Genomic DNA, 25,666 nt, shown 5'->3' with positions numbered 1-25,666 from the left:
ATTTGATCCCTCGATCTGAAGAGTGTGTGAAGGTGATCCCGCCCAGTGTCGCTACCGGGCTTGAATCAAACGTATGGCTCACGTCACCCACCGGGCATCGGGGGTAAACCCCCTACCTGGAAGCGGCCCGCTAGGGATTTGGGCGGCGAAGGCATTAGGGGGTTAGGGGTTTTCTTACGCCCATTAGGTAGTCGAGGACGTCCGAAGCCGCGAAACTCCTCGGAAGGACCTTCGCACCACGCGTACCGAGAGCGCCGGCGCTCTCAATCGGTGGAGTCAGGTGTATCCCGCAGAATCAAGCGAAGCTGCATGAGCAGTTCGGAACGGTTCTTGGCCCCCAACCGGCGCCGCATGCGCGCCATATGGTGCTCTACCGTGCGCATGGAGATGTACATCGTCTCTCCGATCTCCCTGTAGGTCCTGCCCTGCAGAACCAGATGCGCAACCTCGTACTCGCGCGCGCTCAGCTTGCCCTGCTCCGGCGTCGGACCGGCAGCGGTTCCCGTTTCGCCAGGACTCGGTGCTTCGGGCGACGGGGGTGCTTGCTGGCTCAGGCCCGTACTCGGGTTGAGACCACGAGCGCATGCCAGGAGCTGACTCATGTCCTTTCCCTCACTCGCCCGCGCTGCTGCATGACCTGCCAACCGGGATCCGTCCCAGGGCCGGCCGACTGCCGAGAGCCCGTGGGCTGCCGACTCAACGGCGGCCACGTCGACCTTCGAACCGAGGACAGAGATCCACACACGACCAGCCGTGGCGAAAGCGGAGGCCGCGTGGCTGTGACTCGAGGCGCGCACCAGTGCGGAGGCGTGGGGCGAGATGCTGTCGGGCCGCTCGTTGAGCATGGCGGCCTGCACCGCGCTCCAATGCAGCGGGATGGCCCACAGTGTCGGATTGCCGAGTCTGGCGAGAAGCGCCCACGCCTCCTCGATGTGGGGCTCCAGCCATCGGGATTCCCGGAGTCGGGCGGCCGCGACCATCAACTCCCCGAGTGGAAGCAGGTTGTACAGGTCGACCGACACCCTGGACACACTTTCCTGGGCTCGGCTCCAGGCAGTCACGAGGTCGATGGCGCTGCCGGTTCGCCGTGCCACGGCAACCTCCAGTACGTCCAGAAGGTACTGGTCACGCGGTCCGAAACAGCCGTCGCAGAACTCGGTAGCTTCATCGATTGCAGACCTTGCCTGATCCAGGTGGCCTTCCTGCATGGCTACCCAGGCTCGCAGCAGTATGAGCCTCGGACGCCCCCCATCGCCTCCCTGATTACCTGCCAGCGCTGCATCGAGGATGGAGTGCGCAACGCGGATGTCCCCGTGGTGCAGCGCGACGACGGCGCCGAGTGCTGCCGGCAGGTCCGGCAGAGGTATACAAGCGGCCGAAGAGGTCATCAAATTGGATGCCCTGATGAGGGTAGCTACTGCCTGCTGGGGCCGATCGCCCAGGGTGTCGTATATTCCCTGAGCCACGAGGGTGGTCGCGACGGCGAGCACAGTGGGAGACGCAGAAGGTGCGGCTGCATCGAGCATCTGCCTGGCCCCGTCCCTGTCGCCACTGCCGACCATCGCAACGGCTGCAAGGGGACCCGAGGATCCCACTCGCTCCGGGCCCAACCAGCGGTACACCTCCGCTCCGCGGGCCAACATACCCCGCTGAGCCCAGACAGTGGCGGAGACGTTCACTCCCCGTCGGAGGTCAGGGGCGGATGACTGCATCAACAGGTCGTCGAGGAGACGGCCTGCCGTATCAAGATCGCCGAGCGCCAACGCGGCCTGAGCGCGCCGCGCAGCCAGTGCCAGCTCGTTGGCTCCGGCACTGACGGCGTCTGCGTACAGAGCGGCAGCAAGATCCGGCTGCGGGGCAAGCGCTGCATTCCCTGCTTCGACCAGCAGGTGCGCGACTCGCTGGTCCTTGAACCCGCTGCGTGCCAGGGCGCGCGCAACGTCGGTGGGGAGCAGCCCCTGCGACTCGAGCGTATCGACGATCGCCTTCTGAAGCTCCTGCACCCGATACCGTGGTGCGGCCGCCAGCAATGCCTGCTGCACCAAGGGGATGAGTTGACCGGTGGGAAGCAGCAATCCTGCTGATTTCGCCCGTGCGATTGCTTCTTCGAAGTCACCCCCGGCCCCGCCCAGGCCCGGGAACGGATGGACGCCCGCAGTATCACCGACGGCCATGACCAACAGGGTGTCACGACTGATACCGCCGATCTCCTCGAGCTCGTCAGCGAGCTCGGTCAGGCCCTGATGGGACACGAGATCCGCAGCGCTCAATCCGCTCCCGCTGTCATGGAGACCAGACACGACTCGCTGAACGAGCCAGGGCATTCCACCGGTCAACTCGGCGATCTTGTCCACGACATCTGCGGAGGGTCTCATTCCCAGGGAGGAAGCGGCGTAATCGTCGATCTCCTCGAGCGACCAGGGCTTCAGCTTGATGGGCGGGGTCTGTTCCTTGATCGCCGCCACCAGTTCGCGCAGCGCTTTCGTCCGGGGCCAGGGACGATACGCGATGATGACGTCCACGTGATCCGCTCTAAGGAGCGAATGAACGTGGGCGAGATCCGACTCCTTCAGCGAGTGGGCGTCGTCGACGAAGACGGCACTTCGACCGGCGCTGGCTTCGGAATCGACCTCCAGGTAGTCACGACGGACAGTTACTCCCTCAGCCCTGTAGCGCGCCTCCAGCATGCCCAGGAGAGTGCTCTTCCCGCTTCCCCCCGCTCCTGTGATGCCGAGCAGCAGCGGACGTCGGTGCGATGCGACCAACGACTCCAGGACTGTCTCTCGGATGAGACTGTGGCGCATCCCGTGGGTCTTGGGACTTCCGTACACTTCCGTCACCGGTGCTACGGATTCACCGGGAGGGCGGGCACATCCACCGTGAGCCCGAGGGAGGCGGTCGGCACGGGTGTCGAGGCGGGCGCCGACGTCTCGGGAGCCGGCGAGCCGTCACTCGGAGTGGGGCTGGACCCCGGAGTGGGACCGATGGCCGGTTCGGAGGGCGTCTCAGTAGTGGGTCCCGGCGTCGGGTCAGGCAGCGGGTCCGCGGTGGGGTCGGTGGTCGTGTCCGGCGTCGGGTCCGTCGTGGGTCCGGTGGTCGGATCAGGCAGCGGGTCCGTCGTGGGTCCGGTGGTCGGATTAGGCAGCGGGTCCGTCGTGGGTCCGGTGGTCGGGTCGGTGGGAACGGGCGGTGGGTCAGTTGCCGGGTTCGGGTTAGCGCCACCGGTCGGGGATGAATCCGGCGCCGGATCCGTGGTCGGAGCGACCGGATCGACGGATCCGCTCGCGGACTGCAGGACCGGACCCTTCGCGTCACGCTCAGGGCCCTGCACAGGTGACCCTGTCGGGCTGCTCGTCGGCGATCCGCCTGCTACGGCCGACCCTGTGCTCGTGGCGGTCGGCGCTGCGAGGGACCCGTTCGCAATACCTATGAACTCCTCCAGGGTCGATGACGCTGCTCCCTCAACAGCACCGGAGGTGTCGCCGGCACTGCTCTCTTTTTGTCCCGTTCCGTCGGGACCATTGGTAGTGCCGTCAGGAACGCCTCCCTGAGCCAGGACCGAGGTGAGCGCGTTGATCCCTGTCGGGCTCTGGGCGGCAGTGGCAGTGAGGGTGACGAGGAGAGCGGCAGCTGCCGCTATCGCCACGGTGCGTCCCCGCGGGTGGGATGCACTGACAGCGGCGGCGGGTTCTGCACGAACGAAAGCCGCCGCGGCGGGGCGCCGGCGCACCGAGTGACCCGGCACGGCAGGCAGAAGTCCCTGCACCGGATGCTCGTCGCTGTCGTCGTCGACCACCTCGATCAACGCTGCAGCGGCGAAGGCGGCTCCCAGGCTGATCGAAGCCTTGGGATCGGCATCGATCGCGATCGGCCTGCCGAGTTCGGCGGACAGTGTCTGCGCAATCAGCGGGATGCGGGAGGAACCACCGATGAGGAGGATGGCGTCGAGGTCGGCCGCTTCCAGCTCGGCTGTCCGCAAGACCCGACGAAGAGCGTCGACCGATTCGCCTACCTGCTCCTCGATCATCTCCTCGAACTCGGACCGCACGAGCCTGACGTCATTCTGCAGGTTCGGCAGAAGTATCTGCACGGTGGTCTCCGTGTCCGAGGAGAGGATCTCCTTCGCCTCCACGCACTCACGCCGCAAGCGCGCCAGAAGCACATGCCCACTCGCCTCGGACATGTCGAGATGCTCCAGTAGGCCGGGAGTATTGGCGACGACGTGCCGGAAGACCAGATCGTCGAAATCAGCCCCGCCGAGGCGTTCGATCCCAACCGGAGTCCCGAGGGAGACGAAGGCCTGATCACTGCTCTTCCGCAGGACGGCCGCATCGAACGTGCCGCCGCCGAGGTCGTACACCGCGATGGTACTGCCGTCCGCTACGCGCTCGTCGGAGGCGTAGTAGAGCGCCGCTGCTTCCGGTTCACTCAGGAGCTCGGCATGTCCGAGACCGACATCCGACAGCGCCTGCCGGATCAGATCGGTTCGGTATTCGCCCCACACGACGGGGTGGGACACGGTAAGGCCCTCGGGCGGCTCGCCTTCGCGCTCCTCGGCCTGATCCACGACCCACCGCACCACGGACGCGAAGAGGAACTCCGGTGTGAAGCTCTCGTCCTCGACGACAACAGGTATCGAGTCTCCCAGGCGTCGCTTGAACTCGCGGATGAGACGTTCAGGTGCCCGCACGCCTCGCCGCTCGGCGATGTCCCCGATGGACAGCTCGCCATCCGGCGCAACGAAGATGACCGAGGGTACGGTTCCGCCCCTGCCGCCGAGGTTCATCACCTGAGGGGGAGCGAAAAGGTGGTTCTCGCAGCGGGAAATTGCAGCCGCCGTATAGCTGGTTCCGACATCTATGCCAAGAACGTAAGTCACGAGCACCCACCCCAACGTGTGTCGCATATCACTCAACAGTCCACTTACTGTAGCATCCAGCGCGCTGTCGCAAACGTGACGTAGGACTCGTTCCAGCAAGGTCGGGTAGCCTCTCGACCAGGGTGACGGAGCCGAGGGCGCGGCCGCGCAGAGGACCTCATGACCTTCGGTGTCCACTACTCCCGAAGCTGTTCCGGGTGACCCTATAGTGAGTCTCATACTGGATGGATAGGCGATAAATGGCGCATGGTGGGGGAAGTCGGCTGCCGCTCCCGCGCGCCCTGTTCCCCGGCCCCGCACATCAGATCGCCTCACATCATGGATAGGATCTCGGGCCCCTGGCCCCTGCTGCGCCGTGAGGCAGAAGTCGCCGCCGTCCTGGGTGCGGTTACCGATCCGGGGCTGGCCGGCGTACTGATCGTCGGTGCCAGCGGATCGGGAAAGACCGCTATCGCCCGCGAAGCGGCTTCCCGGCTGGAAAGCAGCGCCCACCTGGTCTTCGTCCGGGGTTCGCTGGCGATGGCGGATACGCCGTACGGGGCGCTCAACCTGTTGTTCCTGGAACTCGACCTGCCGGCCGAGGCGCCCCCGCTGTTCCTGCTGCATTCGGTGCAGATCGCCTTGCTGCAGGCTGCCGGTGAACGGCCGGTCGTGGTGGTGGTCGACAACGTCCAGTACCTCGACGAATCGTCGGTGCGGGCGCTCTCCTACCTCGCCGAGGCGGGCGTGGTTCACCTCATGGTCGCCTCCGATCGACCGGGCACGTCGCCGGGCCGATTCTTCGAGCTGTGGACCAAGGGCCTGCTCGAACGGGTGGACGTGATGCCGCTCGGACTCGACACCATGAGGACCCTCCTGCAGGACCTGCTGGAGACGCCTGTGTCCTGGTCCGCCGCCGTCGAGCTATGGCACGCGAGCCGCGGGAACCCGCGATTCCTCCAGGTCGCGGTGCGCGGCGACATCGCGTCAGGGAGGCTCGCGCTCGAGCACGATACGTGGGTTCTGACGGAGGAGGACGGCCCCTCCCGCGCGCAGCGGAACGATCCCGTCGTCGGGATCCTCCTGGCCCTGAGCGGCGAACAGCGCGAGGCCCTCGAACTCGTGGCTGTCGCCGGAGCCCTACCGCTCGAGGCGCTCCTCAGGTTCGCTCCCGCGGATACCGTGGACGAACTCCAGAACGCGGGCCTCTGCGCGGTCGGCGACGCCGCGCCGCACCCCGTCGAGGTCGTCAACGGCGCGATCGGCGACCGTTTGCGGGCCGACCTCGCGGGCAATCCACCCGCCGCCCTTCTCCATGCGCTGCGCGGGCTCGAGACGGACGGCGTCCTTCCACCGGACAGCCAGCTGCGGGTGGCCGAATGGCTCCTCGACACCGGAACCGCTCTACCGGACGACTACCTCCTGCAGACCGCACGGCGTGCGAACGATGCGGGGAACTCCCGCCTTGCTCTCGAAGCGCTCCGGAGAGTCGCGGCCACCGGCGGGGACACGGCGCTGGAATATGCACGGGCGTACCTCGTGGAGGGTCGACACCGCGATGGGTATGACGCGGTGTCGAGGTTCCTCGACGAGGGTGCCGGCGATCGGGCAGACCTCCTGGGACAACAGGTCAGATTGGTACTACGGAGCCAGGACGACGGAGTCGGTGTGGGCGAACTGCTCGAGCGGTTCCGCCGCGCGACCACAGGTGACGCCGAGGATTCCACACCCGGGAGGATCGACCCGCGTCTGCTGGAGAGCGAGGTGGCAGTGTACGAGGGCCGTTTCCGGGACGTGCTGTCGATCGATGCTGCCTCGCCTCCTGTCGAGGGCGGACAGTACCCGGCGAATGATCCGGGGGAGCGCGCCGCTCACCTCGTCCTCGCGCACAGCATCGCGGGCGACGACGCGACGGCACGATCAGTGGCCGGCCGAGCCCGGCGCCTCGGAATTCCTTCCGGAGTCTCCGCAGGTCGCCACGCACTGCAGGAAAGCATGTTCCTCGCCGATGTGCAGGCGGGACGCCTCCAGGACGCGCTCGTCCTGACCTCCGCCCCGGCCCTGCTGGCGGGCTCCTGGGTCGACGCCGCAGTTGCGGAATGCCTGGAAGGCTGCCTGCTCGCCCAGGCGGGGAGGGGGAGGGCGGCGTTGGCGAGGCTGGTGCCCGCGATCGCCCAGCTGCGGGTCAGGGACAGGCGGGGACTGTTGCCGGTAGCGGAATCAGCTGCAGCATACGCGCGCGCGCTGGTGGGAAAGCCCGTGGTGTTCGGCACTCCTGCCCGCCCCGACCTCACCGGGGAGCAGCCCGCGTCGTGGATCGACGCCGCGACGATGCGGCTCTTCCACCTCCTCACGGATTCGCTCCTGCGGAACGGCGACGCAGCGGCTCGCCTCTTCGGAGTGATGGCGGACGACCAACGGGACCGCGGACACCATGGCGCCGAGCTAATCCTGCGGATGCACGCGGTAAGGCTGGGCAACGCCGCCCAGGCGCCGTCGCTCCTCGCCCTCGCCCGGTCCAAGGACGCCCCGCTCGCGGTTGCGAGCAATTTGCTCGCCACCGGCGTGATCCAGCGGGACCCGAGCGTGCTGCTGGCAGCGGCGGAGTCAGGGCTCGAACGGGGGCATCTCGATCTCGCGGGATCGGCGGCACGCATGTCGATGGAGCTCCATGATGCCGAGCACGATCCGCTCGAATTCGTCAGGGCCGAGCAGATTCTTCGCGGTACGAACGTCCCGCGGGAGAGCGCACAGGCTCGCCGGGTTCTGACGAGTCGCGAGCGGGCGCTTGCCCGCATGGCCGCCGGCGGTGCCACGAACAAGGAGATAGCAGGCGCCTACCACCTGTCGGTGCGGACCGTCGAAGGGCACGTCCTGAGGGCGATGCGCAAGCTGGGGATCTCCAACCGGAAACAGTTGTCGACGGTGTTCAACCGGTGAGCAGGAAGCGGACGGACGACGGGCAGCCCGAGGGGCGCGAGGTGTTCCTGGCGCGCCTTGTCGACGAGTTGCGGGAGGCTTCAGTACTGGGTGTCGTCGTCATGGGTGAGGCGGGTGCCGGGAAGACGACCGTGGCCCGCGAGGTCGAGGGGAGGTCGGGGCCGGGTGCGGGGATCCTCCGCATCAGCGGACGTGCCGTTCTCTCGCAAGTGCCGTTCGGAGGCCTATCGACGTATCTCCGGGGGATGCCTGCCGAAGCCTTGACCCAACCGGCAGCGGTCATGCGTCGGTTCGTGTATCACCTGTCCGGCTCCGGCGCACCCGCGGACACCCTCCCCTTGCTCCTCATCGACGATGCCCATGACCTCGACGAGGACACGGTGGCACTGCTCGTACAGCTCATCGCCGGACGAAAGGCACGTGCGCTGATCCTGGCCTGCCCGCTGCCGGGTCTGCCGCAGGGTTTCGAGGAGCTGGTGGCGGACGGGCTGCTCGGCGCCGTGGTGATGGAACCTCTCACCGCCGAAGAGGTCGGGGAGGTCTGCTCGTCGCTTCTCGGCGGGCCGGTGGTCTCCGCCGTCGTCCACATCGCTGCGCACATCACCGGTGGTAATCCGAGGTTCCTGCAGTCCTTCATCAATGAGGGCGTGGCCTCGGGCTATCTGCGCGAACGAAACGGCGTGTGGCACGCGGCGTCCGAGCTTCCGCCGGTCAGCGCCCGCCTGACGGACCTCGTCCAGGCGGTGCTGGCACCGCTCTCCCAGGAGGAGAGAGACGCGATGACGCTCCTGGCCCTCGCCGAGCCCGCTACCGGCAACGTCGCACATACCCTGGTGGACCAGGACGTCCTGAGGACGCTGCTCGACGTCTCCCTGGTGCGGATGACCGCGGACGGTCTGCTGGTCCTCAGGCATCCCCTGTACGGCGCAGTCCTTCGCGGGGTGCTTCCCACCGCGAGGAGGATGGGACTGGAGCGTCGCGTCCTCGCGGCGATGACGGCCCCGCCGCGGGACGACGACGAGGTGCTGCAGCGTGCAGCGCTAGCGCTCGATGCGGGCGTCGCCATGGACGACGACGCCCTCCTGTCCGCTGCGGCGGCCGCCAACCGGTTGCATGATCGACGCGCAGCGCTCCGGGTGCTCGACGCCGTCGGTTCACCACGGCTGCGCAGGCGCCGGCTAGTGGAGATGGCGTGGGCCGAGAGCACCAACGACGTCGGGGTTGCCCTGGAGCTCGTCGAGGAAGCGCTGGCGCCCGGTACGGAGCAGCCGGCCCTCCGTGACGCGATCATCCTCTCCCTGATCCTGATGGAGCGCGGCGCTTGTTCGACGCAGGACATGCACGCGGCTGCGGATCGCTGGCAGCACCTCCTCGATGGCGCGAGCGAGGACGGTTCTCCCTCCACGGAGCGGGAGAACGCGCTGCTCATGACAGTGGTCCGCCATGCCGTCCGGCGGTCGGGTGACACGGGCGTCCTCGAGCCGGAAGCGGTTCGGACGATTGCGGCAGACGACACCGTGGCCCGGCAGACCCGCATTGTCGCGTTCCTGGTACTGACGGTGGACCTTCTGGGAAGAGGGCTCCCCGCGGAAGCTGCCACCATGGCGGCCGGTGCCCTCGAGCTGGTCACGACCGACGCGGACACGCTTCCGCTCCTGGATCTTGCGGCGGGACTACGCATCATCGCACTGCTTGCGGCTGGTGAGGCGGAGCAGGCGCTGTCGGCCTTCCACTCGTTCTACCGGCGGGACCCTCGGAGCATTTTCCACTGTGCGGTCTGGGAAGACGTCATCGAAGGAACCCGGGCCCTGGAGGAGGGACGCTTCTCTGCTGCCCGATCCCGCCTGCTGCTGGCGTCGGAGGCACTTCAGACCTCCGATCTCCTCCTGATCCTTCCGTGGGTGCGTGGCCTTGCTTCGTATGCAGCGTTGCTGGCCGGCGATCCCGAGAGCGCCGAAGCACTCCTCGAGTTCAAGGACGGAGCGCGACCGGCAGGGTCCCGCCTCGCTCGGAGTCTCGCTGAGGTGTACACGCAGAGCGTCACGGCGGCCCTCAGCGGGGACCCGGACGGCGCCGCCACCCTGGTGCTCCTGGCGGATGCCGCAAGCGGGGAAGGACTGCCGATCGTTGCCGCCGCCGCACTGGACCAGGCCCTCGTCCTCGGTGACCGCTCGGTCCTCCCTCGCCTCGCGGACCTCACTGCGTCCTTCGACGGCAGGAAACAACGCCTGGTGCACACCTACGCGCGGGCAGCCGCAGGAGAGGCAGCCGGGACCAGTCCTCAGGACAACGGGCATCGGCTGCTGGAGATAGGGGAAGCTGCGGTGGCGTCCGGCTACCGGCCTCTCGCGGCACGCTGCTTCGAGCAGGCGCGGGAGACTTTCGAGCAGCGAGAGGACAACGCGGGGGTCCGTCTCGCGCTGCAGAGGCTCGCTGCGTGCACGGGAGGGATGGACCGGCCGCAGGGTGCGCACGGGATCGTCCTTCCCGCCGGGGTCCGGCTGACCCCCCGGGAGTCCGCCGTCGTCAAGCTCGCTGTGAAGGGCCTGACCAACAGGGAGATCGCCGAACGGCACGGCACTTCGGTCCGCACGGTCGAGGGTCACCTCTATCGGATCTTCGCGAAATCCGGCATCAGCCGACGCGAGGACCTCCTGCCCCTCATGAGCGAGGACTGAGCGCCGACGCCGCCCTTAGTTAGGCAGTACTGGGATGCCGCGCGCGCCCGGCAGTGGGAGGATTAGCACAGAGAATCCTTGCGTAATTGTCGCTGGGAGTACTGACGAATTCGAGGAGTCCCCGTGCCCGTGGTTGAAACGCCCGTCACGCTAACCCCCACCGGACCCGGACCGACCGCTGCCGGACTGACCGACGCCGAGGTGCACCGCATCCGCAACGACTTCCCGATCCTGGGCACCGAGGTCAACGGCAAGCCCCTGATCTACCTCGACTCCGGCGCGACATCGCAGAACCCGCTGAGCGTCATGGAAGCCGAGCAGGAGTTCTACGAGCAGCGCAACGCGGCCGTGCACCGCGGTGCCCACTCGCTCGCCGTCGACGCCACCGACGCGTACGAGGACGCCCGCGCCGCCGTCGCCCGCTTCATCGGTGCTCGCACGAGCGAGCTCGTCTGGACCTCGAACGCGACCGAGGGCATCAATTTGGTGGCCTACGCGATGTCCAACGCGACGCTCGGACGAGGGGGAGAAGCTGCTCGCCGGTTCGCGATCGGCCCGGGTGACCGGATCGTCGTCACCGAAATGGAGCACCACGCCAACCTGATTCCCTGGCAGGAACTCGCTGCGCGCACCGGTGCGGAACTGCGCTTCATCCCGGTCGACGACGACGGAACCCTGCGGCTAGACGACGCCGCCGCCCTGATCACCCCTGCCACCAAGATCGTCGCGTTCTCGCACGCCTCCAACGTGCTCGGCACCATCAACCCCGTCTCCGAGATCGTCCAGCTCGCACAGGCCGTGGGTGCCCTCACCCTGCTCGACGCGTGCCAGTCCGTGCCGCACCTGCCAGTGGACGTGAAGGCGCTCGGCGTGGACTTCCTGGTGTTCTCCGGCCACAAGATGCTCGGCCCCACCGGCATCGGCGCGTTGTACGGGCGCGCGGAACTGCTGAACGCGATGCCGCCCTTCCTCACCGGCGGTTCCATGATCACCACCGTCACGATGGAACGTGCCGAATACCTCCCGTCGCCGAACCGCTTCGAAGCGGGAACCCAGCGCATCTCGCAGGCCATCGCCCTCGGTGCGGCGGCGAACTACCTCGCGGAGACCGGGATGCACCGCATCGAGGCGTGGGAGGCGACGCTCGGAGCGAGGCTCGTCGCGGGCCTGGAAGCCGTTCCGGGCATCCGCGTCCTCGGGCCGGGAGCGGGCCTGCCGCGCATCGGGCTCGCTGCTTTCGACGTGGAGGGCGTGCACGCCCACGATGTCGGACAGTTCCTCGACGACAAGGGGATCGCCGTGCGGGTGGGCCACCACTGCGCGCAGCCGCTCCACCGCCGTTTCGGCATTACTGCCACCACGCGCGCCAGCACGTACCTGTACACCACGACGGATGAGGTGGACGCGTTCCTGGACGCGGTCGCGCAGGTCCGTCCCTTCTTCGGAGCACACTGAATGAGTACCGGCCTGGAACAGCTGTACCAGCAAATCATCCTGGACCACGCGAAGGTCCGCCACGGTTCGCCCCTGCGGGAGTACGACGGCGGCGGGCGCGCGGGGGAGTCGCACCAGCTCAACCCGGTGTGCGGTGACGAGATCACCCTCCGCGCGGGCGTGGACGAGGGAACGGTCACCGCCGTGAGCTGGGATGGTGCGGGGTGCGCCATCTCGATGGCGTCCGCGTCGGTGCTCACCGACCTCGTGCAGGGGCTGCCGAGGGACGAGGTGATCGCACTCGTCGACTCCTTCCGCGAGGTGATGCGCTCGCGTGGCAGGATCGAGGCGGACGAGGAGGTGCTCGGCGACGCGGCGGCGTTCTCCGGGGTGTCACGCTTCCCGGCAAGGGTCAAATGCGCGATGCTCGCATGGGTCGCGCTCGAGGAGTCCCTGCTCGCGGCGAACTCCTAGCCAGCACCATCCTGCGGCCGGGGCGCCGGTTGCGGGATGATGATCCGGAAGCACGTGCCCTTCCCGGGTTCGCTGGTGACCGTGATCGACCCGCCGTGCTCACCGACGATGCTCCTGGTGATCAGCAGGCCCAGCCCGACGCCCGGCACCGAGGAGGTTCGGGCCGAGTGCGATCGGAAGAAGCGGTCGAAGACCTGGTGCAGTTCCTCCGCCTGGATGCCGATGCCGGTGTCCGCCACCTCGACGACGAGGGAAGCGTCCTCGAGCCAGGCGTCCACGGTAATGCTGCCGCCCTTCCTGTTGTACTTCACGGCGTTGGTGAGCAGGTTGTCGACGGCCTGCGCGAGCCGTACCGGGTCCACGACCGCGGGGAGTGTGGCCGGCGCCCGGTTCGAGAGGTGCAGGCCGGAGCGCGCCGCACGCACGCTGGCGGACGACGTCGCTTCCGCCAGCGTCCGTCCCACGTCCGTGGGAACCGGGTTGACCTCGAAGGTCCCGGCGTTGATGGCCAACAGGTCCTCGACCAGCTGCTCGAGCCGCGAGGCGTTGCGCCGTGCCACCTCGAGGTGGCCCGCGACCCCGTCGGGAAGACGATCGCCGAGCTCGAGTGTCAGCTCCAGATACCCGAGGATGGACGTCAGTGGCGTGCGGAACTCGTGCGAGACGTTCGAGAGGAAATCGTCCTTGGCCTGCAGGGCCAGCACCAGTTCGGTGATGTCGTTGAAGGACACCACGGTACCGGCGAAAGTACCGTCGTCGTCGTACATGGACTGCGAGGAGATGGCGAGGGCGCGTTGGGAACGGCCCGTCCCGATCCACACCCGCTCGGCCTCGAGGTTCTCGCCGCGAACCGCCCGGGCCACGGGCCGTTGCTCCGGCGGGATCGGCGTCACCCGGTCGGGTCCGAAGATCAGCAGTTCGGCCTCGTTGGGATCGCCGTTGCCGGGCGGCGCTGCGACGGCGTGCCCCTCGCGCTGCCGGGCGTTCATGAGGAGATCGTTGCCCTCCGCATCGAGTGCCAGCAGTCCCACGCTGACTGTGTCGAAGACGGTCTCGAGCAGGCGCTCGCGCTTCCTGCCCGCCTCGGCGCTCTCCCTCAGGGCCGACTGCGATTCCCTGAGTGCTTCCTGTTGTCGACGGTTGTCCTTGGTGAGCGCGCTGACGAACCAGGCGAGCCCCGTGAGCATGATGGGCAGCAGGATCGGATCCAGGAGTGCGTCGAGCGTGGTCGGTTCGGCGCGGAGCGGGAGCGGGAGCCAGATGATCGCAAGGGACGCGACGACCGTGATAGCGACCGCCGTGCCCATCCGGACGCGTGAGGCGGCGATCCAGACGACCGGGAACGCGGCCAGCAGACCCACGCCCGCCAGCGTGTCGCCCGCCGCGGCGCGGGAGAGGCCGATCGCTACGAAGTCGACGAGTGGTATGACGATGACCGAACTCGCCCGGATGGTGGACCACGGAAGCACGAAGCACAGCGTCAGCATCAGGACATTGAGGGTCCAGCCCGCGAGGAAGAGCTCCACCGACACGAGGTCCTCGTGCTCGGCGAGCCCGAGCACCATCGCGAGGGTGAAGGTGATGGCCAGGGCGATCTCACTGAGGATGATGCGTCGGCGCCGCTGTGACCGGTGGTCGGAACGGTCGACATCGGCGTCGGCGAGGTCGCCCTCTCCCGCCGTCCGGCCGCGATCGGTCACGGATGCGCCTGGTCACCGCGGTCTTCGAAGACGTCCGGGATGCCGTCGGCGTCCGTGTCGACCTTCTCCTCCTCGGTGATGCGGCGATAGTGCTTGTTGCGGGAGCGCAGCACCACGCTGGAGAGGAGCGCCGCCATGAGCGACGCGGTGAGGATGGCGACCTTCGCGTGGTCGTCGTGCTGGCTGCCCGCCCCGAAACTCAGGTCGTTCACCAGAAGGGACACCGTGAAACCGACACCGGCCAGGATTCCGACGCCGAGGAGGTCCCACCAGCTCAGTCCCGGATCCAGCGTGGCCCTGGTGGTCCTGGTGACGATGAAGGTCGTCAGGAGGATGCCGACCGGCTTGCCGAGCACGAGGCCGAGCACGATGCCGATGAGCACCGGATCGGTGAGGGCGGAGACGAATCCCTCGGCGCCGCCGATCGCCACCCCGGCCGAGAAGAACGCGAAGACGGGCACTGCGAACCCGGTGGACAGCGGGCGGAAACGGTGCTCGAAGACCTCCGCCAATCCTGGCTTGTTGGGCCTCGGCAGCGCGCGTGACCCGTCGGGGGCGCGTCGCAGCACCGGCACGCAGAACCCGAGCAGCACGCCGGCGACGGTGGCGTGGACACCGGAGGCGTGCATGAGTGCCCAGGTGAGGATGCCGAGGGGCAGCAGGATCAGCCACGGGCCGAGCGTCGTCCTGCCGAAGAACTTGGGCCGGCGCTGGGCGAGCAGCGCGAACAGGCCGAGCGGCAGGAGCATCCACAGCAGGAAGACGAAGCTGACGTCCTCCGAGTAGAAGAACGCGATGATCGCGATGGCGATGAGGTCGTCAACGACCGCGAGCGTCAGCAGGAAGATCCGCAGAGCACCCGGGAGGTGCGAACTGATGACCGCGAGCACGGCCAGCGCGAACGCGATATCCGTCGCGGTCGGGATGGCCCAGCCGCGCAGCGTGTCCGGTGAGGACAGGTTCACGATGGTATAGATCAGGGCGGGGACGACGACGCCGCCAAACGCTGCGGCGACCGGCACGATGGCCCTGCTGACCCGGCGGAGATCACCCGCGACGAACTCCCGCTTAAGCTCGAGACCGGTGAGGAAGAAAAAGACGGCGAGCAGGCCGTCCGAGGCCCACTGCCCGACAGAGAGCTTCAGGTGCCACGGTTCGTACCCGAACTCGAAGTCCCGGATGGCGAAGTACGAGGCGCCGAAGGGAGAGTTGGCCCAGATGATCGCGACCGCGGCGGCGATGAGAAGCAGGATGCCGCCCACCGTCTCCTTCCGGAGGATTTCGCTGATGCGGAGGTACTCCGGGTAGCTGGATCGCTGGAGGACCACAGGATGGGATCCGGCCGTCCGGCGGGACTCGTCGTGCGCCATGGGGTCTCCTCTGCGAAGGGGGCTGCGACTGCGGGGGACGAAGGACCTCAGGCGATCAAGGCGCGCACGCCGATGACGGCGGTTGCGGCTCCCAGGATCATCGAGGTCGAGATGAGCATGACGTGTACGGTCAGGAACCGCGTGGCGGCCCCCTTCTCGTCACGGGCCCGCGGATCCTTGAGGATGCGGCGCAGGAACGGCGGCCAGACGATGAGGGTCCAGACGCCGGCGAGGATCAGGATCAGGGCAAGCGGTGTGGGGAGTTGCACGGTTCAGGAACTTTCGGTGGGGCGGAATGGATCTACGGGAGCGACCGGGTGGTCAGCGGTTCTCCAACCACTTCCGGGCTTCGGCGGCCTGCACGTTGAGGGCCTTGCCGATCATGGGTTCTGCTGCACCGGCGATCTTGCCGCCGAGGAACGGGATCGATGACGACACGGTTCCCTGCAGGTCGACGACGGTCTCTGTTCCCTGTGCCACGAGGCGCTGCACGGCCGTGACGTTGAGCGGCACGCCGGCGACGGTCATGGTCAGTGCCGCCTGGCGGGAGCCTGCGGCGTCGGGCGCCTCCCAGTGTTCGATCTGCGTGACGGACAATGTCTCGCCGACGAACTTGCGGGCCATGTCCGGCAGCCGGTGCGTCGGCATCGTGCGGACGGCGGTGAGCGTGAAGGCGCCGGCGGTGTCGCCGTCGACCGTGAGCGATTCGAGCGAACCGCCGACGTATTCGCTCATGTGGCGGACGAAGCCCTCGTCGGTGAAGACGCCGAGGACGGTCGTGGTGTCATAGGGCAGCGTCGTGGATGCGTTGAGGGCCATGGTTCCTCCAAGAGACGGCGCGGTGCCGCGCCGGTGGTACGGACAGGGTCTCCGGCAATCCTACGGCCTGCACCCCGGACGAACGCGGCTGATACCGCGGGAGGGAAAGCGTCAGGGCCCCTTGGTAAAGTGGAGGCGTCCCCGGAAGCGCTTCGTTTTCCGGGCTTTTGTGCTGTCCCCGCCGCCTTCCGGGTCCCCGTGGGCAGCGGGACGACCCACGCCTGAGGAGTTCCGAACGATGAGCCTGAACGGATTGCGCGCGGCGCTCGCCGATGATGCTTCCTACGCGCGGGTGCGAACCAACGCTTCGCGGCCGGTCGACCAGCGCAGCGCGGACCTGCAGATCGGTGCCCCCGCCGGCATGCGCGCCCCGCTGATCGCGGAGATGGCCGATGGTCTTGCAGTGGCCGGCACTGCTCCCGCCGGCCGCGACGGGGCTGCGCCGGTGGTCCTGGCGATCACAGCGACTGGGCGTGAGGCGGAAGACCTCGCAGCGGCCCTGCGCAGCTACCTGCCCGAGAACGCCATCGAGGAATTCCCGAGCTGGGAGACGCTTCCGCACGAGCGATTGTCCCCGCGCTCGGACACCGTGGGGCGGCGACTGTCGGTCCTGCGCCGCCTCGCGCACCCCGAGGGAGCGCCGGTCAAGGTCATCACTGCCCCCATCCGCGCCGTCGTCCAGCCGCTGGTCGCAGGACTCGGGGACCTCGAGCCGGTGTCCCTGAAGGTGGGGGACGAGATCGCGTTCTCCGACGTCGTCAGGGCGCTGTCCGATGCCGCCTACGCCCGCGTGGACATGGTCACCCACCGTGGAGAGTTCGCGGTGCGCGGCGGCATCATCGACGTATTCCCGCCCACCGAGGACCACCCGATCCGCGTCGATTTCTTCGGTGACGAGGTGGACCAGATGCGCTGGTTCGCGGTGGCCGACCAGCGTTCGCTGACTTCGGGGGAGCCTCCGCTGGCCCTGTACGCCCCGCCCTGCAGGGAGATCCTCATCACCGCGTCGGTGATGTCGCGCGCCGCGAAGCTGCAGTCCGAGCTGCCGGCGGCCGCATCCATGCTGGAGAAGATTGCCGGCGGCATCGCCGTCGAAGGCATGGAGTCCCTCGCTCCCGTCCTCGTCGACGCGATGGTGCCGTTCGTGGGCGAGCTGCCGCCAGGGTCCATCGCCGTGGTCGTCGAACCCGAGAAGGTACGAGCCCGCGCCCACGACCTCGCCGCCACCAACGAGGAATTCCTCGCTGCCGCGTGGTCCACGGCGTCCGACGGCGGAGCAGCACCCCTGGACCTGACCGGCGGCCTCGGGACGGATCTGCAGGAAGCCAGCTTCCGCTCGCTGACGGACACCCGCGCGACGGCGCTCGCGAACTCCGTCGCCTGGTGGGGTGTCACGTCCTTCGGCGCCGATGAGGAGCTCAGCGACGTCGACAGCTTCACCCTGCACGCGCGGGAGCCGCGCGGCTACCAGGGTGACGTCGCCGAGATGATGGACTTCATCGGCCGGCGCGTCCGCGACCAGTGGCGCGTGGTGGTCGCCACCGAGGGTCCGGGCCCGGCGCAGCGCCTGGCCGAGCTCTTCCACGACAACGACATCCCGGCGAGCCGCGTCGATTCGCTCGAGCACGCGCCGCAGCCCGGCATCATCGAGATCACGACGGCTTCTGCCGGCCGGGGCTTCGTGGTGGACGGGCTGAAGATCGGGCTGCTCACGGAGGCGGACCTCCTCGGGCGGACGAGCGCGTCGGGCACGCGCGACATGCGCAAGATGCCGTCCCGCCGCCGGAACGCCGTCGATCCCCTGCAGCTCAAGGAAGGCGACTTCGTCGTCCACGAGCAGCACGGCGTCGCGAAGTTCGTCGAGCTCATGCAGCGCTCGACGGGGGCCGGCCCCACCAGGACCACGCGTGAGTACCTCGTCCTCGAGTACGCGCCGTCCAAGCGCGGCGCCCCGGGCGACCGCCTGTTCGTGCCGACCGACCAGCTCGACCAGGTGACGCGCTACGTCGGCGGCGACGCACCGGCCCTGAGCAAGATGGGCGGTTCGGACTGGAGCAAGACCAAGAATCAGGCGCGCAAGGCGGTCAAGGAGATCGCCGGCGAGCTCATCCGCCTGTACTCCGCCCGCATGGCGTCGCGTGGCCACGCCTTCGGCCCGGACACCCCCTGGCAGCGCGAGCTCGAGGAGGCCTTCCCCTACGTCGAGACGCCGGACCAGCTGACCACGATCAACGAGGTCAAGGCCGACATGGAGCGTGAGGTCCCGATGGACCGCCTCGTCTCGGGCGACGTCGGGTACGGCAAGACCGAGATCGCGGTGCGTGCGGCCTTCAAAGCGGTCCAGGACGGCAAGCAGGTCGCGGTCCTCGTGCCCACCACGCTCCTGGTGCAGCAGCACTTCGAGACCTTCTCCGAGCGCTTCTCCGGTTTCCCGGTGCGCGTGCGCGCGCTGTCGCGCTTCCAGACCGCCAAGGAGTCGCGGGAGACGGCGGAGGGCCTCACCTCCGGCGCCGTCGACGTCGTCATCGGCACCCACCGGCTGCTGTCCAAGGAGATCGCCTTCAAGGACCTGGGCCTCGTGATCGTCGACGAGGAGCAGCGGTTCGGCGTCGAGCACAAGGAAGCGCTGAAGAAGATGCGCACCAACGTCGACGTGCTCGCGATGAGTGCGACGCCGATCCCGCGCACGCTCGAGATGTCCCTGACAGGCATTCGCGAGACCTCCACCCTCGCGACCCCGCCGGAGGAGCGCCATCCCGTGCTCACGTACGTGGGCCCTTACACGGACAAGCAGGCGTCCGCAGCCATCCGCCGCGAGCTGATGCGCGAGGGCCAGGTGTTCTTCGTGCACAACCGGGTCTCGTCCATCGACCGCACGGCGGCCCACCTGAAGGAGCTGGTGCCCGAAGCGCGCGTCGCAGTGGCGCACGGACAGATGACGGAATCACGGCTCGAGCAGATCATCGTCGACTTCTGGGAGAAGAAGTTCGACGTCCTGGTCTGCACGACGATCATCGAGACGGGCCTCGACATCTCGAACGCCAACACGCTGATCGTGGATCGCGCCGATTCCTACGGACTGTCACAGCTGCACCAGCTTCGCGGCCGCGTGGGCCGCGGGCGCGAGCGGGCCTACGCCTACTTCCTGTACCCATCGGAGAAGCCCCTTGGGGAGGTGGCGCTCGAGCGGCTCAAGGCCGTCGCGTCGCACAACGAGCTGGGTGCCGGCATGCAGCTGGCGATGAAGGACCTCGAGATCCGCGGCGCGGGCAACCTGCTGGGCGGCGAGCAGTCAGGCCATATCCAGGGTGTCGGATTCGACCTCTACATCCGTCTCGTCGGCGAGGCGGTGGCCAACTTCCGCGGGGAGGCGGAGGAGAAGGCCGCAGAGATGAAGATCGAGCTCCCGGTCAATGCCCACCTGCCGCACGACTATGTGCCGGGGGAGAGGCTCCGCCTCGAGGCCTACCGGAAGCTGGCAGCCGCGGTGACCGACGAGGCGATCGACGCCGTCGTCGCGGAGCTGAAGGACCGCTACGGCGAGCCACCCGCCGCCGTCGAGAACCTGATTGCCGTAGCACGCTTCAGGGTCGCAGCGCGGTCGCTCGGCCTCACGGACGTGGCCCTGCAGGGGAACTTCATCAAGTTCTCTCCGGCCGAGCTGCCGGAGTCCAAGCAGATGCGCCTCACGCGGATGTATCCGGGCGCGGCGATCAAGCCCGCGCTGAACGCCGTGCTGGTGCCGAAGCCGAAGACTGCCCGGATCGGCGGACGCGATCTGGTGGATGCGGAGATCCTGGACTGGGCGAAGAACGTGCTCGAGTCGGTGTTCACGCCGTAGCGCGCTTGCCCCTGACACACAGAAGAGGCCGTCCCTTTCGGGGGACGGCCTCTTCTGTGTGTCAGCTGACGTCGAGCAGTCGCCTCAGGAGCTCACTGCCGTTCCCATCTCCTTCTCGTCCGTGCTGTTGCCCTCGGCGAGGTCGTAGCCGGTGTCGGAACGGCCGAGGATGCCCTGCGGGATGTAGAAGACGAGGAACGAGACGACGACGATCACGGCCATCGGCCACACATCCTGCGGCGTGAACCAGGTCAGGAGGTACATGCTGAGGAGGAACGCGCCGAAGATCAGGGTGAACACCACGATGTTCTCGACGAGGTGACCCTTGCCGGCGTGGGCGGGCGGGCTGTCGGTGCGGGTGCTCTGGCGCTCCGCGCTGGCTTCATGTGACATTGGATCTCCTTGCGTGCGAGGTGTGACTGCTGCGCCGTCAGTAAGCTGCGGTGCCCTGTTCACCCTTAACGATAGCGACTCCCGAGCTGGCGCCGATACGCGTTGCACCGGCGTCGATCATGGCGCGCGCGTCCTCGAGGGACCGGACACCTCCTGACGCCTTGACGCCGAGGTCCGGGCCGACGGTCTTCCGCATGAGCGCGACGTCCTGGACGGTCGCGCCACCGCCGTTGAAGCCGGTGGAGGTCTTGACGAAGTCCGCTCCTGCCTCGACGGCGGCCTCACATGCAAGCACTTTCTGATCGTCCGTCAGGAGCGATGTCTCGATGATCACCTTCAGGATCGCGCCCTGTTCGTGGACGGCGTCCGCCACGGCCAGGATGTCCTCGACCAGGAGGTCCCTCTCGCCGGCACGGGCGGCTGCGATGTTGATGACCATGTCGATCTCGTCCGCGCCGTCGGCGACGGCGCCGCGGGCTTCGAAGACCTTGACCTCGGTGGTGGTGGCTCCGAGCGGGAACCCGATGACGGAGCAGGTGAGGACACCGGTGTCCTTCACCGCCGTACGGACGGTGCTGACCCAGATCGGGTTGACGCAGACGGACTTGAACGAGTACTCGACGGCCTCGCGGCACACCGTGAGGATCTGCTCACGGCTTGCTTCGGGCTTCAGGAGCGTGTGGTCGATGTAGGAGGCTAGGGATACTTCGGTAGGCATGGTCCCCATCTTTCCATGGACCTGCCGAACCCCCGCCTTGCGGCTGTCGAGCACCTCGGCGAGGGCGCCCTGTCGTCGGGCGCGTGGCCTGCCCGTGGCGCGTGGCCTGTCAGAGCCCGAGAGCCTCACCGACATCGCGCTTCACGGCCTCGAGGCGCGCTCGGGCGGCCTCCTTCGCCCCCTCGATCTCGGCAGCGGAGCCGACGGGCTCCACGACCTCCAGGTAGCACTTCAGCTTCGGCTCGGTACCGCTGGGTCGGATGATGACGCGCGTCTCGTTCTGTGTGAGGTACAGCAGCCCGTCCGTGGGCGGGAGTTGGGCCGAGCCCTGAGCAAGATCGTCGGCGACCGTGACAGGCGACTCCGCGAACGACGTCGGCGGGTTCTCACGCAGCCTGTTCATCATCGCGCCGAGCAGCCCGAGGCTGCCGACGCGGACCGAGAGCTGATCGGAGGCGTGCAGGCCGTGGACCAGGAAGGCGTCGTCCAGCAGGTCGAAGAGCGTCCGGCCGGAGGTCTTCGTCGCCGCTGCCAGTTCGGCCAGCAGGAGGCCGGCGGAGATGCCGTCCTTGTCGCGGACGAGGTCCGGCGCGACGCAGTAGCCCAGGGCTTCCTCGTAGCCGAACGAGAGCCCGTGTACGCGCGCGATCCACTTGAATCCGGTCAGGGTCTGCACGTGGTCGATCCCTGCGAGAGCAGCGACCCGCCCGAGCAGGCGCGAGGAGACGATCGAGTTCGCGAAAACGCCCTGCCGGACTGCGTCCGCACCCTCCGATGCTCCGTCCCGAGCAGCGGCGAGGCGGGCAGCGAGGTGCAGGCCGAGGAGGGAACCCACCTCGTCACCGCGCAGCATGCGCCACTCGCCGGTGGAGGGCTCGCGAGCAGCAAGGGCGACGCGGTCGGCATCCGGGTCATTGGCGATCACGAGGTCAGCTCCGACCCGAAGCGCCGTCTCGAGTGCGAGATCCAGTGCCCCGGGCTCTTCCGGGTTGGGAAAGGCGACCGTCGGGAAGTCGGGGTCGGGTTCGGCCTGGCGTTCCACGACCGTGACGTCGTCGAACCCTGCCGCCGCGAGTACCGCCTGCGCCGTCCGTCCGCCCACGCCGTGCAGGGGAGTGAGGACGATCTTCAGGTCGCGGGCCCGGAGGGTGGGATCGGCCAGGGCGGAGACCGCCTGCACGTAGTCCGTCTCGATGGACTCCGGCAGCACGGTCCACCCGTCGGCCGCAAGCTCGATGACGTCCACCGCTGCGATGCGAGCCGCGATCCCTGCGTCGTGTGGGGCGACGATCTGGACTCCCCGGGCGTCCTCCTCGACCGCCCGACCGCCGAGGTAGACCTTGTACCCGTTGTCCTGCGGCGGGTTGTGGCTCGCCGTGACCATGATGCCCACTTCGCACCCGAGGGCACGGATCGCGTAGGCGAGCACCGGCGTCGGCAATTCCCGGGGCATCAGGAAGGTCTCGATGCCGGCGGCCGTGAAGATCGCCGCCGTCTCCTCGGCGAAGATGCGCGAGTTGTGGCGCGCGTCGAAGCCGACCACCGCGCGTGGCGCGTAGGATCCGTCGGCCAGGTCGAGCGCGTGAGCGGCCACACCGGCGGCCGCGCGGCGGACGACCACGCGGTTCATCCGGTTGGGGCCTGCGCCGAGGGCCGCACGCAGGCCGGCCGTACCGAAGGCGAGAGGCCCTGAGAAGCTGTCGCGGAGCTCCTGCTCCGACACGGCAGCCGTGGAACTGCCCGACCGGACGTTGCCGATGAGCGTACGGAGTTCCTCCGCCGTCCGTGGATCCGGATCGGCGGCGGCCCAGGCATCGGCGGTGGTGAGGAGGGTATCCAGCTCAGAGGTGGTCATGCGGGTCCCTAACGTGGATCGGCGGCCGACCGACGGCGCCGGTCATGCCTTGAGGTGTGGTCTGACGTGCGGCGGGACGGCTCGGGAACGTCTAGAGCGCGGCGACGATGTCGGCGAGCAGGCGCGAGATGCGCGGCCCGGCTGCCTGGCCCGCCTCGAGTACCTCGGCGTGGCTGAGGGGAACAGGGCTGATACCGGCGGCGAGATTGGTAACCAGCGAGATACCGAAGACCTCCATGCCGGCGTGCCGGGCCGCGATGGCCTCGAGTGCGGTCGACATGCCCACGAGATCGGCGCCGATGCGCTTGGCGTACTGCACCTCGGCGGGGGTCTCGTAGTGCGGCCCGGTGAACTGCGCGTACACGCCTTCCTCGAGCGTCGCGTCCACCTGGCGTGCGAGGCCGCGCAGCCGGGAGGAGTAGAGGTCGGTCAGGTCCACGAAGGTCGCCCCCTCGAGCGGGGAGGACGCAGTGAGGTTGATGTGGTCGCTGATCAGCACCGGGGTGCCGGGCTGCCAGTGCTCCTTCAGGCCTCCGCAGCCGTTGGTGAGGATCATCGTCGTCGCCCCGGCGGCCGCCGCGGTGCGGACACCGTGCACGACGGCGCGAACGCCCTTGCCCTCGTAGAAGTGGGTCCGTGCGCCCAGCACGAGCGCGCGCTTGCCGTTCGGGGTGAGGATGGAGCGGACGGTCCCGGTGTGGCCGACGACGGCGGGTGCGGAGAAGCCGGGGATGTCGGCAGCGTCGAGTGTATGGGTCGTCTCACCGATCAGTTCCGCCGCCTCCCCCCAGCCGGACCCGAGGACGAGGGCGGTGTCATGCCGGTCGATGCCGGTGGCGCGGGCAATGTGGTCAGCAGCACTGCGGGCCAGGTCGAAAGGATCAGAAGTCACCGCTACAACTTACCCCTTGCGTTCCCCGTTGCGCGAAGAGCGCGAGCACCGCCGCGGCCCCGCAACGCGCTGTGATCGCTCATCCCATCGCAACGCCTGGAGTCCATTTTCCGCGTGTCGGTGGCATAGGAGAGAATAAGGCCGTGACCAACCAACTCGATTTCAGTTCATTGCGCCTGGCGATCCTGGGCGGAGGGCCCGGCGGGTACGAAGCCGCGCTGGTCGCGTCGTCGCTCGGGGCCAACGTCACGATCGTGGAGCGCCAGGGCCTCGGCGGCTCGGCGGTGCTGACGGACGTGGTCCCGTCCAAGACCCTCATCGCCACCGCGGACACCATGACGCGCTTCACCGACGCGAGCGGGCTCGGCGTCCACTTCTCGGCGGACAGCAAGGTGTACGCGGACCTGGACAAGGTCAACCAGCGGTTGCTGAAACTGGCTGTCGAGCAGTCCTCCGACATCCGCGCCACGCTCGAGCGACTCGGCGTGCGGGTCATCATCGGTACGGGGAAGCTGCTCGACAACCACCGCCTGGAGGTCGTGTCCGACGGCGAGACCAGCATCATCGAGGCTGACGCCGTCCTGCTGGCCGTCGGTTCGACGCCGCGTGAGCTGCCGAGCGCGATGCCGGACGGCGAACGCATCTTCAACTGGACGCAGCTCTACAACCTCCGGCAGATCCCCGAGCACCTCATCGTCGTCGGCTCCGGTGTCACCGGAGCCGAGTTCGCGAGCGCCTACAACGGGCTCGGCTCCAAGGTCACGCTGATCTCGAGCCGGGACCGCGTGCTGCCGGGTGAGGACGCCGACGCCGCCGAGGTGCTCGAGGGCGTGTTCAGGGACCGCGGCATGACGGTCCTGTCCCGCTCCCGTGCCGAGGCGGTGGACCGCACGGACGACGGCGTGATCGTCCGCCTGGCCGACGGCCGAACGGTCGAGGGCAGCCATTGCCTCGTCGCCGTCGGAGCCGTACCGAACACCACGGGCATCGGCCTCGAGGAGGCCGGCGTCGCTGTCGGAGAGTCCGGCCACATCCAGGTCGACGGCGTCTCGCGCACCACGGCGCCGAACGTCTACGCGGCGGGCGACTGCACGGGTGTCTTCGCCCTCGCGTCGGTTGCCGCGATGCAGGGCAGGATCGCCATCGCCCACCTGATGGGCGACTCCGTCAGCCCGATCAAGCTCAAGCAGGTCGCCTCGAACATCTTCACCTCGCCCGAGATCGCCACCGTAGGAGTGACGGAGGAGGACATCGAGTCCGGGCGGTACCAGGGCGACGTCGTCAAGCTCTCCCTGCACACCAATGCACGCGCCAAGATGATGAACGTCAAGGACGGCTTCGTGAAGGTGATCTCCCGCAAGGGTTCCGGCACGGTCATCGGTGGCGTCGTCGTCGGCCCGCGCGCGTCCGAGCTCATCTTCCCGCTCGCGCTCGCCGTCACGAAGAAGCTGCACGTGGACGACGTCGCCAACACGTTCACCGTCTACCCGTCGCTGACGGGGTCCATCTCGGAGGCCGCTCGCCGGTTGCACGTGCACATCTAGTGCGCAGGCGTAGCTCCGACTTCGTTCCCGGCGTCCAGCATGCGGACATGTTTATCCACTCACTGGACGCCGGTGGTCTGATATTGGGGTTCAACTGAAGCACGGGCGCCGTGCGGCAAGGGCGCTTCGTGCCTCGCGCCGGCGCCTCGT

At 68.2% G+C, this 25,666-nt stretch carries 16 protein-coding genes; 6 read left to right on the top strand and 10 right to left on the bottom strand.

The window, feature by feature from the left end; all coding sequences use genetic code 11:
* Positions 1 to 263: 263 nt before the first annotated feature.
* Together CXQ96_RS09605 and CXQ96_RS09600 are read right to left on the bottom strand one after the other, a co-directional pair.
* On the bottom strand, positions 264 to 2,804 hold the full coding sequence (locus tag CXQ96_RS09605) for a helix-turn-helix transcriptional regulator (RefSeq protein WP_104117821.1): 2,541 nt from the start codon (positions 2,802 to 2,804) through the stop codon (positions 264 to 266).
* A 41-nt stretch (positions 2,805 to 2,845) separates the two neighbouring features.
* Entirely contained in the window at positions 2,846 to 4,879 is a 2,034-nt protein-coding gene (locus CXQ96_RS09600) for an Hsp70 family protein (protein ID WP_104117935.1), read from the bottom strand.
* Positions 4,880 to 5,197: 318 nt separating this feature from the next.
* Here CXQ96_RS09600 and CXQ96_RS09595 point away from each other — a divergent pair, with 318 nt between their 5' ends.
* From CXQ96_RS09595 to sufU, 4 genes are all read left to right on the top strand, one after another.
* Complete coding sequence (locus CXQ96_RS09595) at positions 5,198 to 7,798, top strand: LuxR family transcriptional regulator (protein WP_181036413.1); 2,601 nt, start codon at positions 5,198 to 5,200, stop codon at positions 7,796 to 7,798.
* The gene (locus CXQ96_RS09590) at positions 7,795 to 10,476 is read left to right on the top strand and encodes a LuxR C-terminal-related transcriptional regulator (RefSeq protein WP_104117819.1); all 2,682 of its coding nucleotides are present in this window, start codon (positions 7,795 to 7,797) and stop codon (positions 10,474 to 10,476) included. Before CXQ96_RS09595 ends, CXQ96_RS09590 begins: the two co-directional genes overlap by 4 nt.
* 186 nt (positions 10,477 to 10,662) lie before the next feature.
* Positions 10,663 to 11,931, top strand: a complete 1,269-nt coding sequence (locus CXQ96_RS09585) for a cysteine desulfurase (protein WP_104117934.1) — start codon at positions 10,663 to 10,665, stop codon at positions 11,929 to 11,931.
* The gene (gene sufU, locus CXQ96_RS09580; protein ID WP_104117818.1) at positions 11,932 to 12,384 is read left to right on the top strand and encodes a Fe-S cluster assembly sulfur transfer protein SufU; all 453 of its coding nucleotides are present in this window, start codon (positions 11,932 to 11,934) and stop codon (positions 12,382 to 12,384) included. It abuts the gene before it with no gap.
* On the opposite strand, the gene CXQ96_RS09575 is transcribed toward sufU, so the two are convergent.
* Genes CXQ96_RS09575 through CXQ96_RS09560 form a run of 4 tightly spaced genes read right to left on the bottom strand, consistent with a single transcriptional unit; the run spans position 12,381 to position 16,273 of the window.
* Positions 12,381 to 14,084, bottom strand: a complete 1,704-nt coding sequence (locus CXQ96_RS09575; RefSeq protein WP_104117817.1) for a cell wall metabolism sensor histidine kinase WalK — start codon at positions 14,082 to 14,084, stop codon at positions 12,381 to 12,383. The genes sufU and CXQ96_RS09575 overlap by 4 nt on opposite strands.
* Positions 14,081 to 15,454, bottom strand: a complete 1,374-nt coding sequence (nhaA, locus tag CXQ96_RS09570) for a Na+/H+ antiporter NhaA (RefSeq protein ID WP_104117816.1) — start codon at positions 15,452 to 15,454, stop codon at positions 14,081 to 14,083. The genes CXQ96_RS09575 and nhaA overlap by 4 nt, the downstream gene beginning before the upstream one ends.
* A 47-nt stretch (positions 15,455 to 15,501) precedes the next feature.
* Entirely contained in the window at positions 15,502 to 15,723 is a 222-nt protein-coding gene (locus tag CXQ96_RS09565; RefSeq protein ID WP_104117815.1) for an SCO4848 family membrane protein, read from the bottom strand.
* A 52-nt stretch (positions 15,724 to 15,775) separates the two neighbouring features.
* The gene (locus tag CXQ96_RS09560; protein WP_104117814.1) at positions 15,776 to 16,273 is read right to left on the bottom strand and encodes a DUF2505 domain-containing protein; all 498 of its coding nucleotides are present in this window, start codon (positions 16,271 to 16,273) and stop codon (positions 15,776 to 15,778) included.
* Positions 16,274 to 16,511: 238 nt separating this feature from the next.
* Here CXQ96_RS09560 and mfd point away from each other — a divergent pair, with 238 nt between their 5' ends.
* Entirely contained in the window at positions 16,512 to 20,114 is a 3,603-nt protein-coding gene (gene mfd, locus CXQ96_RS09555; RefSeq protein ID WP_104117813.1) for a transcription-repair coupling factor, read from the top strand.
* 84 nt (positions 20,115 to 20,198) lie between these two features.
* Here mfd and CXQ96_RS09550 read toward each other — a convergent pair whose 3' ends face one another.
* The 4 genes from CXQ96_RS09550 to CXQ96_RS09535 form a co-directional block, all read right to left on the bottom strand.
* Entirely contained in the window at positions 20,199 to 20,507 is a 309-nt protein-coding gene (locus CXQ96_RS09550) for a hypothetical protein (protein WP_104117812.1), read from the bottom strand.
* Positions 20,508 to 20,544: 37 nt separating this feature from the next.
* Positions 20,545 to 21,225, bottom strand: a complete 681-nt coding sequence (deoC, locus tag CXQ96_RS09545; RefSeq protein WP_308662721.1) for a deoxyribose-phosphate aldolase — start codon at positions 21,223 to 21,225, stop codon at positions 20,545 to 20,547.
* 109 nt (positions 21,226 to 21,334) lie between these two features.
* Positions 21,335 to 23,080 (bottom strand): phospho-sugar mutase, encoded by a 1,746-nt coding sequence (locus CXQ96_RS09540; RefSeq protein WP_104117810.1) that lies wholly within the window; start codon positions 23,078 to 23,080, stop codon positions 21,335 to 21,337.
* Between the two features lie 91 nt (positions 23,081 to 23,171).
* Entirely contained in the window at positions 23,172 to 23,972 is an 801-nt protein-coding gene (locus CXQ96_RS09535; protein WP_104117809.1) for a purine-nucleoside phosphorylase, read from the bottom strand.
* Positions 23,973 to 24,115: 143 nt separating this feature from the next.
* Here CXQ96_RS09535 and CXQ96_RS09530 point away from each other — a divergent pair, with 143 nt between their 5' ends.
* Entirely contained in the window at positions 24,116 to 25,516 is a 1,401-nt protein-coding gene (locus tag CXQ96_RS09530; protein WP_104117808.1) for an NAD(P)H-quinone dehydrogenase, read from the top strand.
* Positions 25,517 to 25,666: the final 150 nt, after the last annotated feature.

Origin of the sequence: Arthrobacter sp. B1805 (assembly GCF_002929745.1) — a bacterium.
Lineage (GTDB): Bacteria > Actinomycetota > Actinomycetes > Actinomycetales > Micrococcaceae > Arthrobacter_D.
This window is presented reverse-complemented; position numbering and strand designations above follow the sequence as displayed.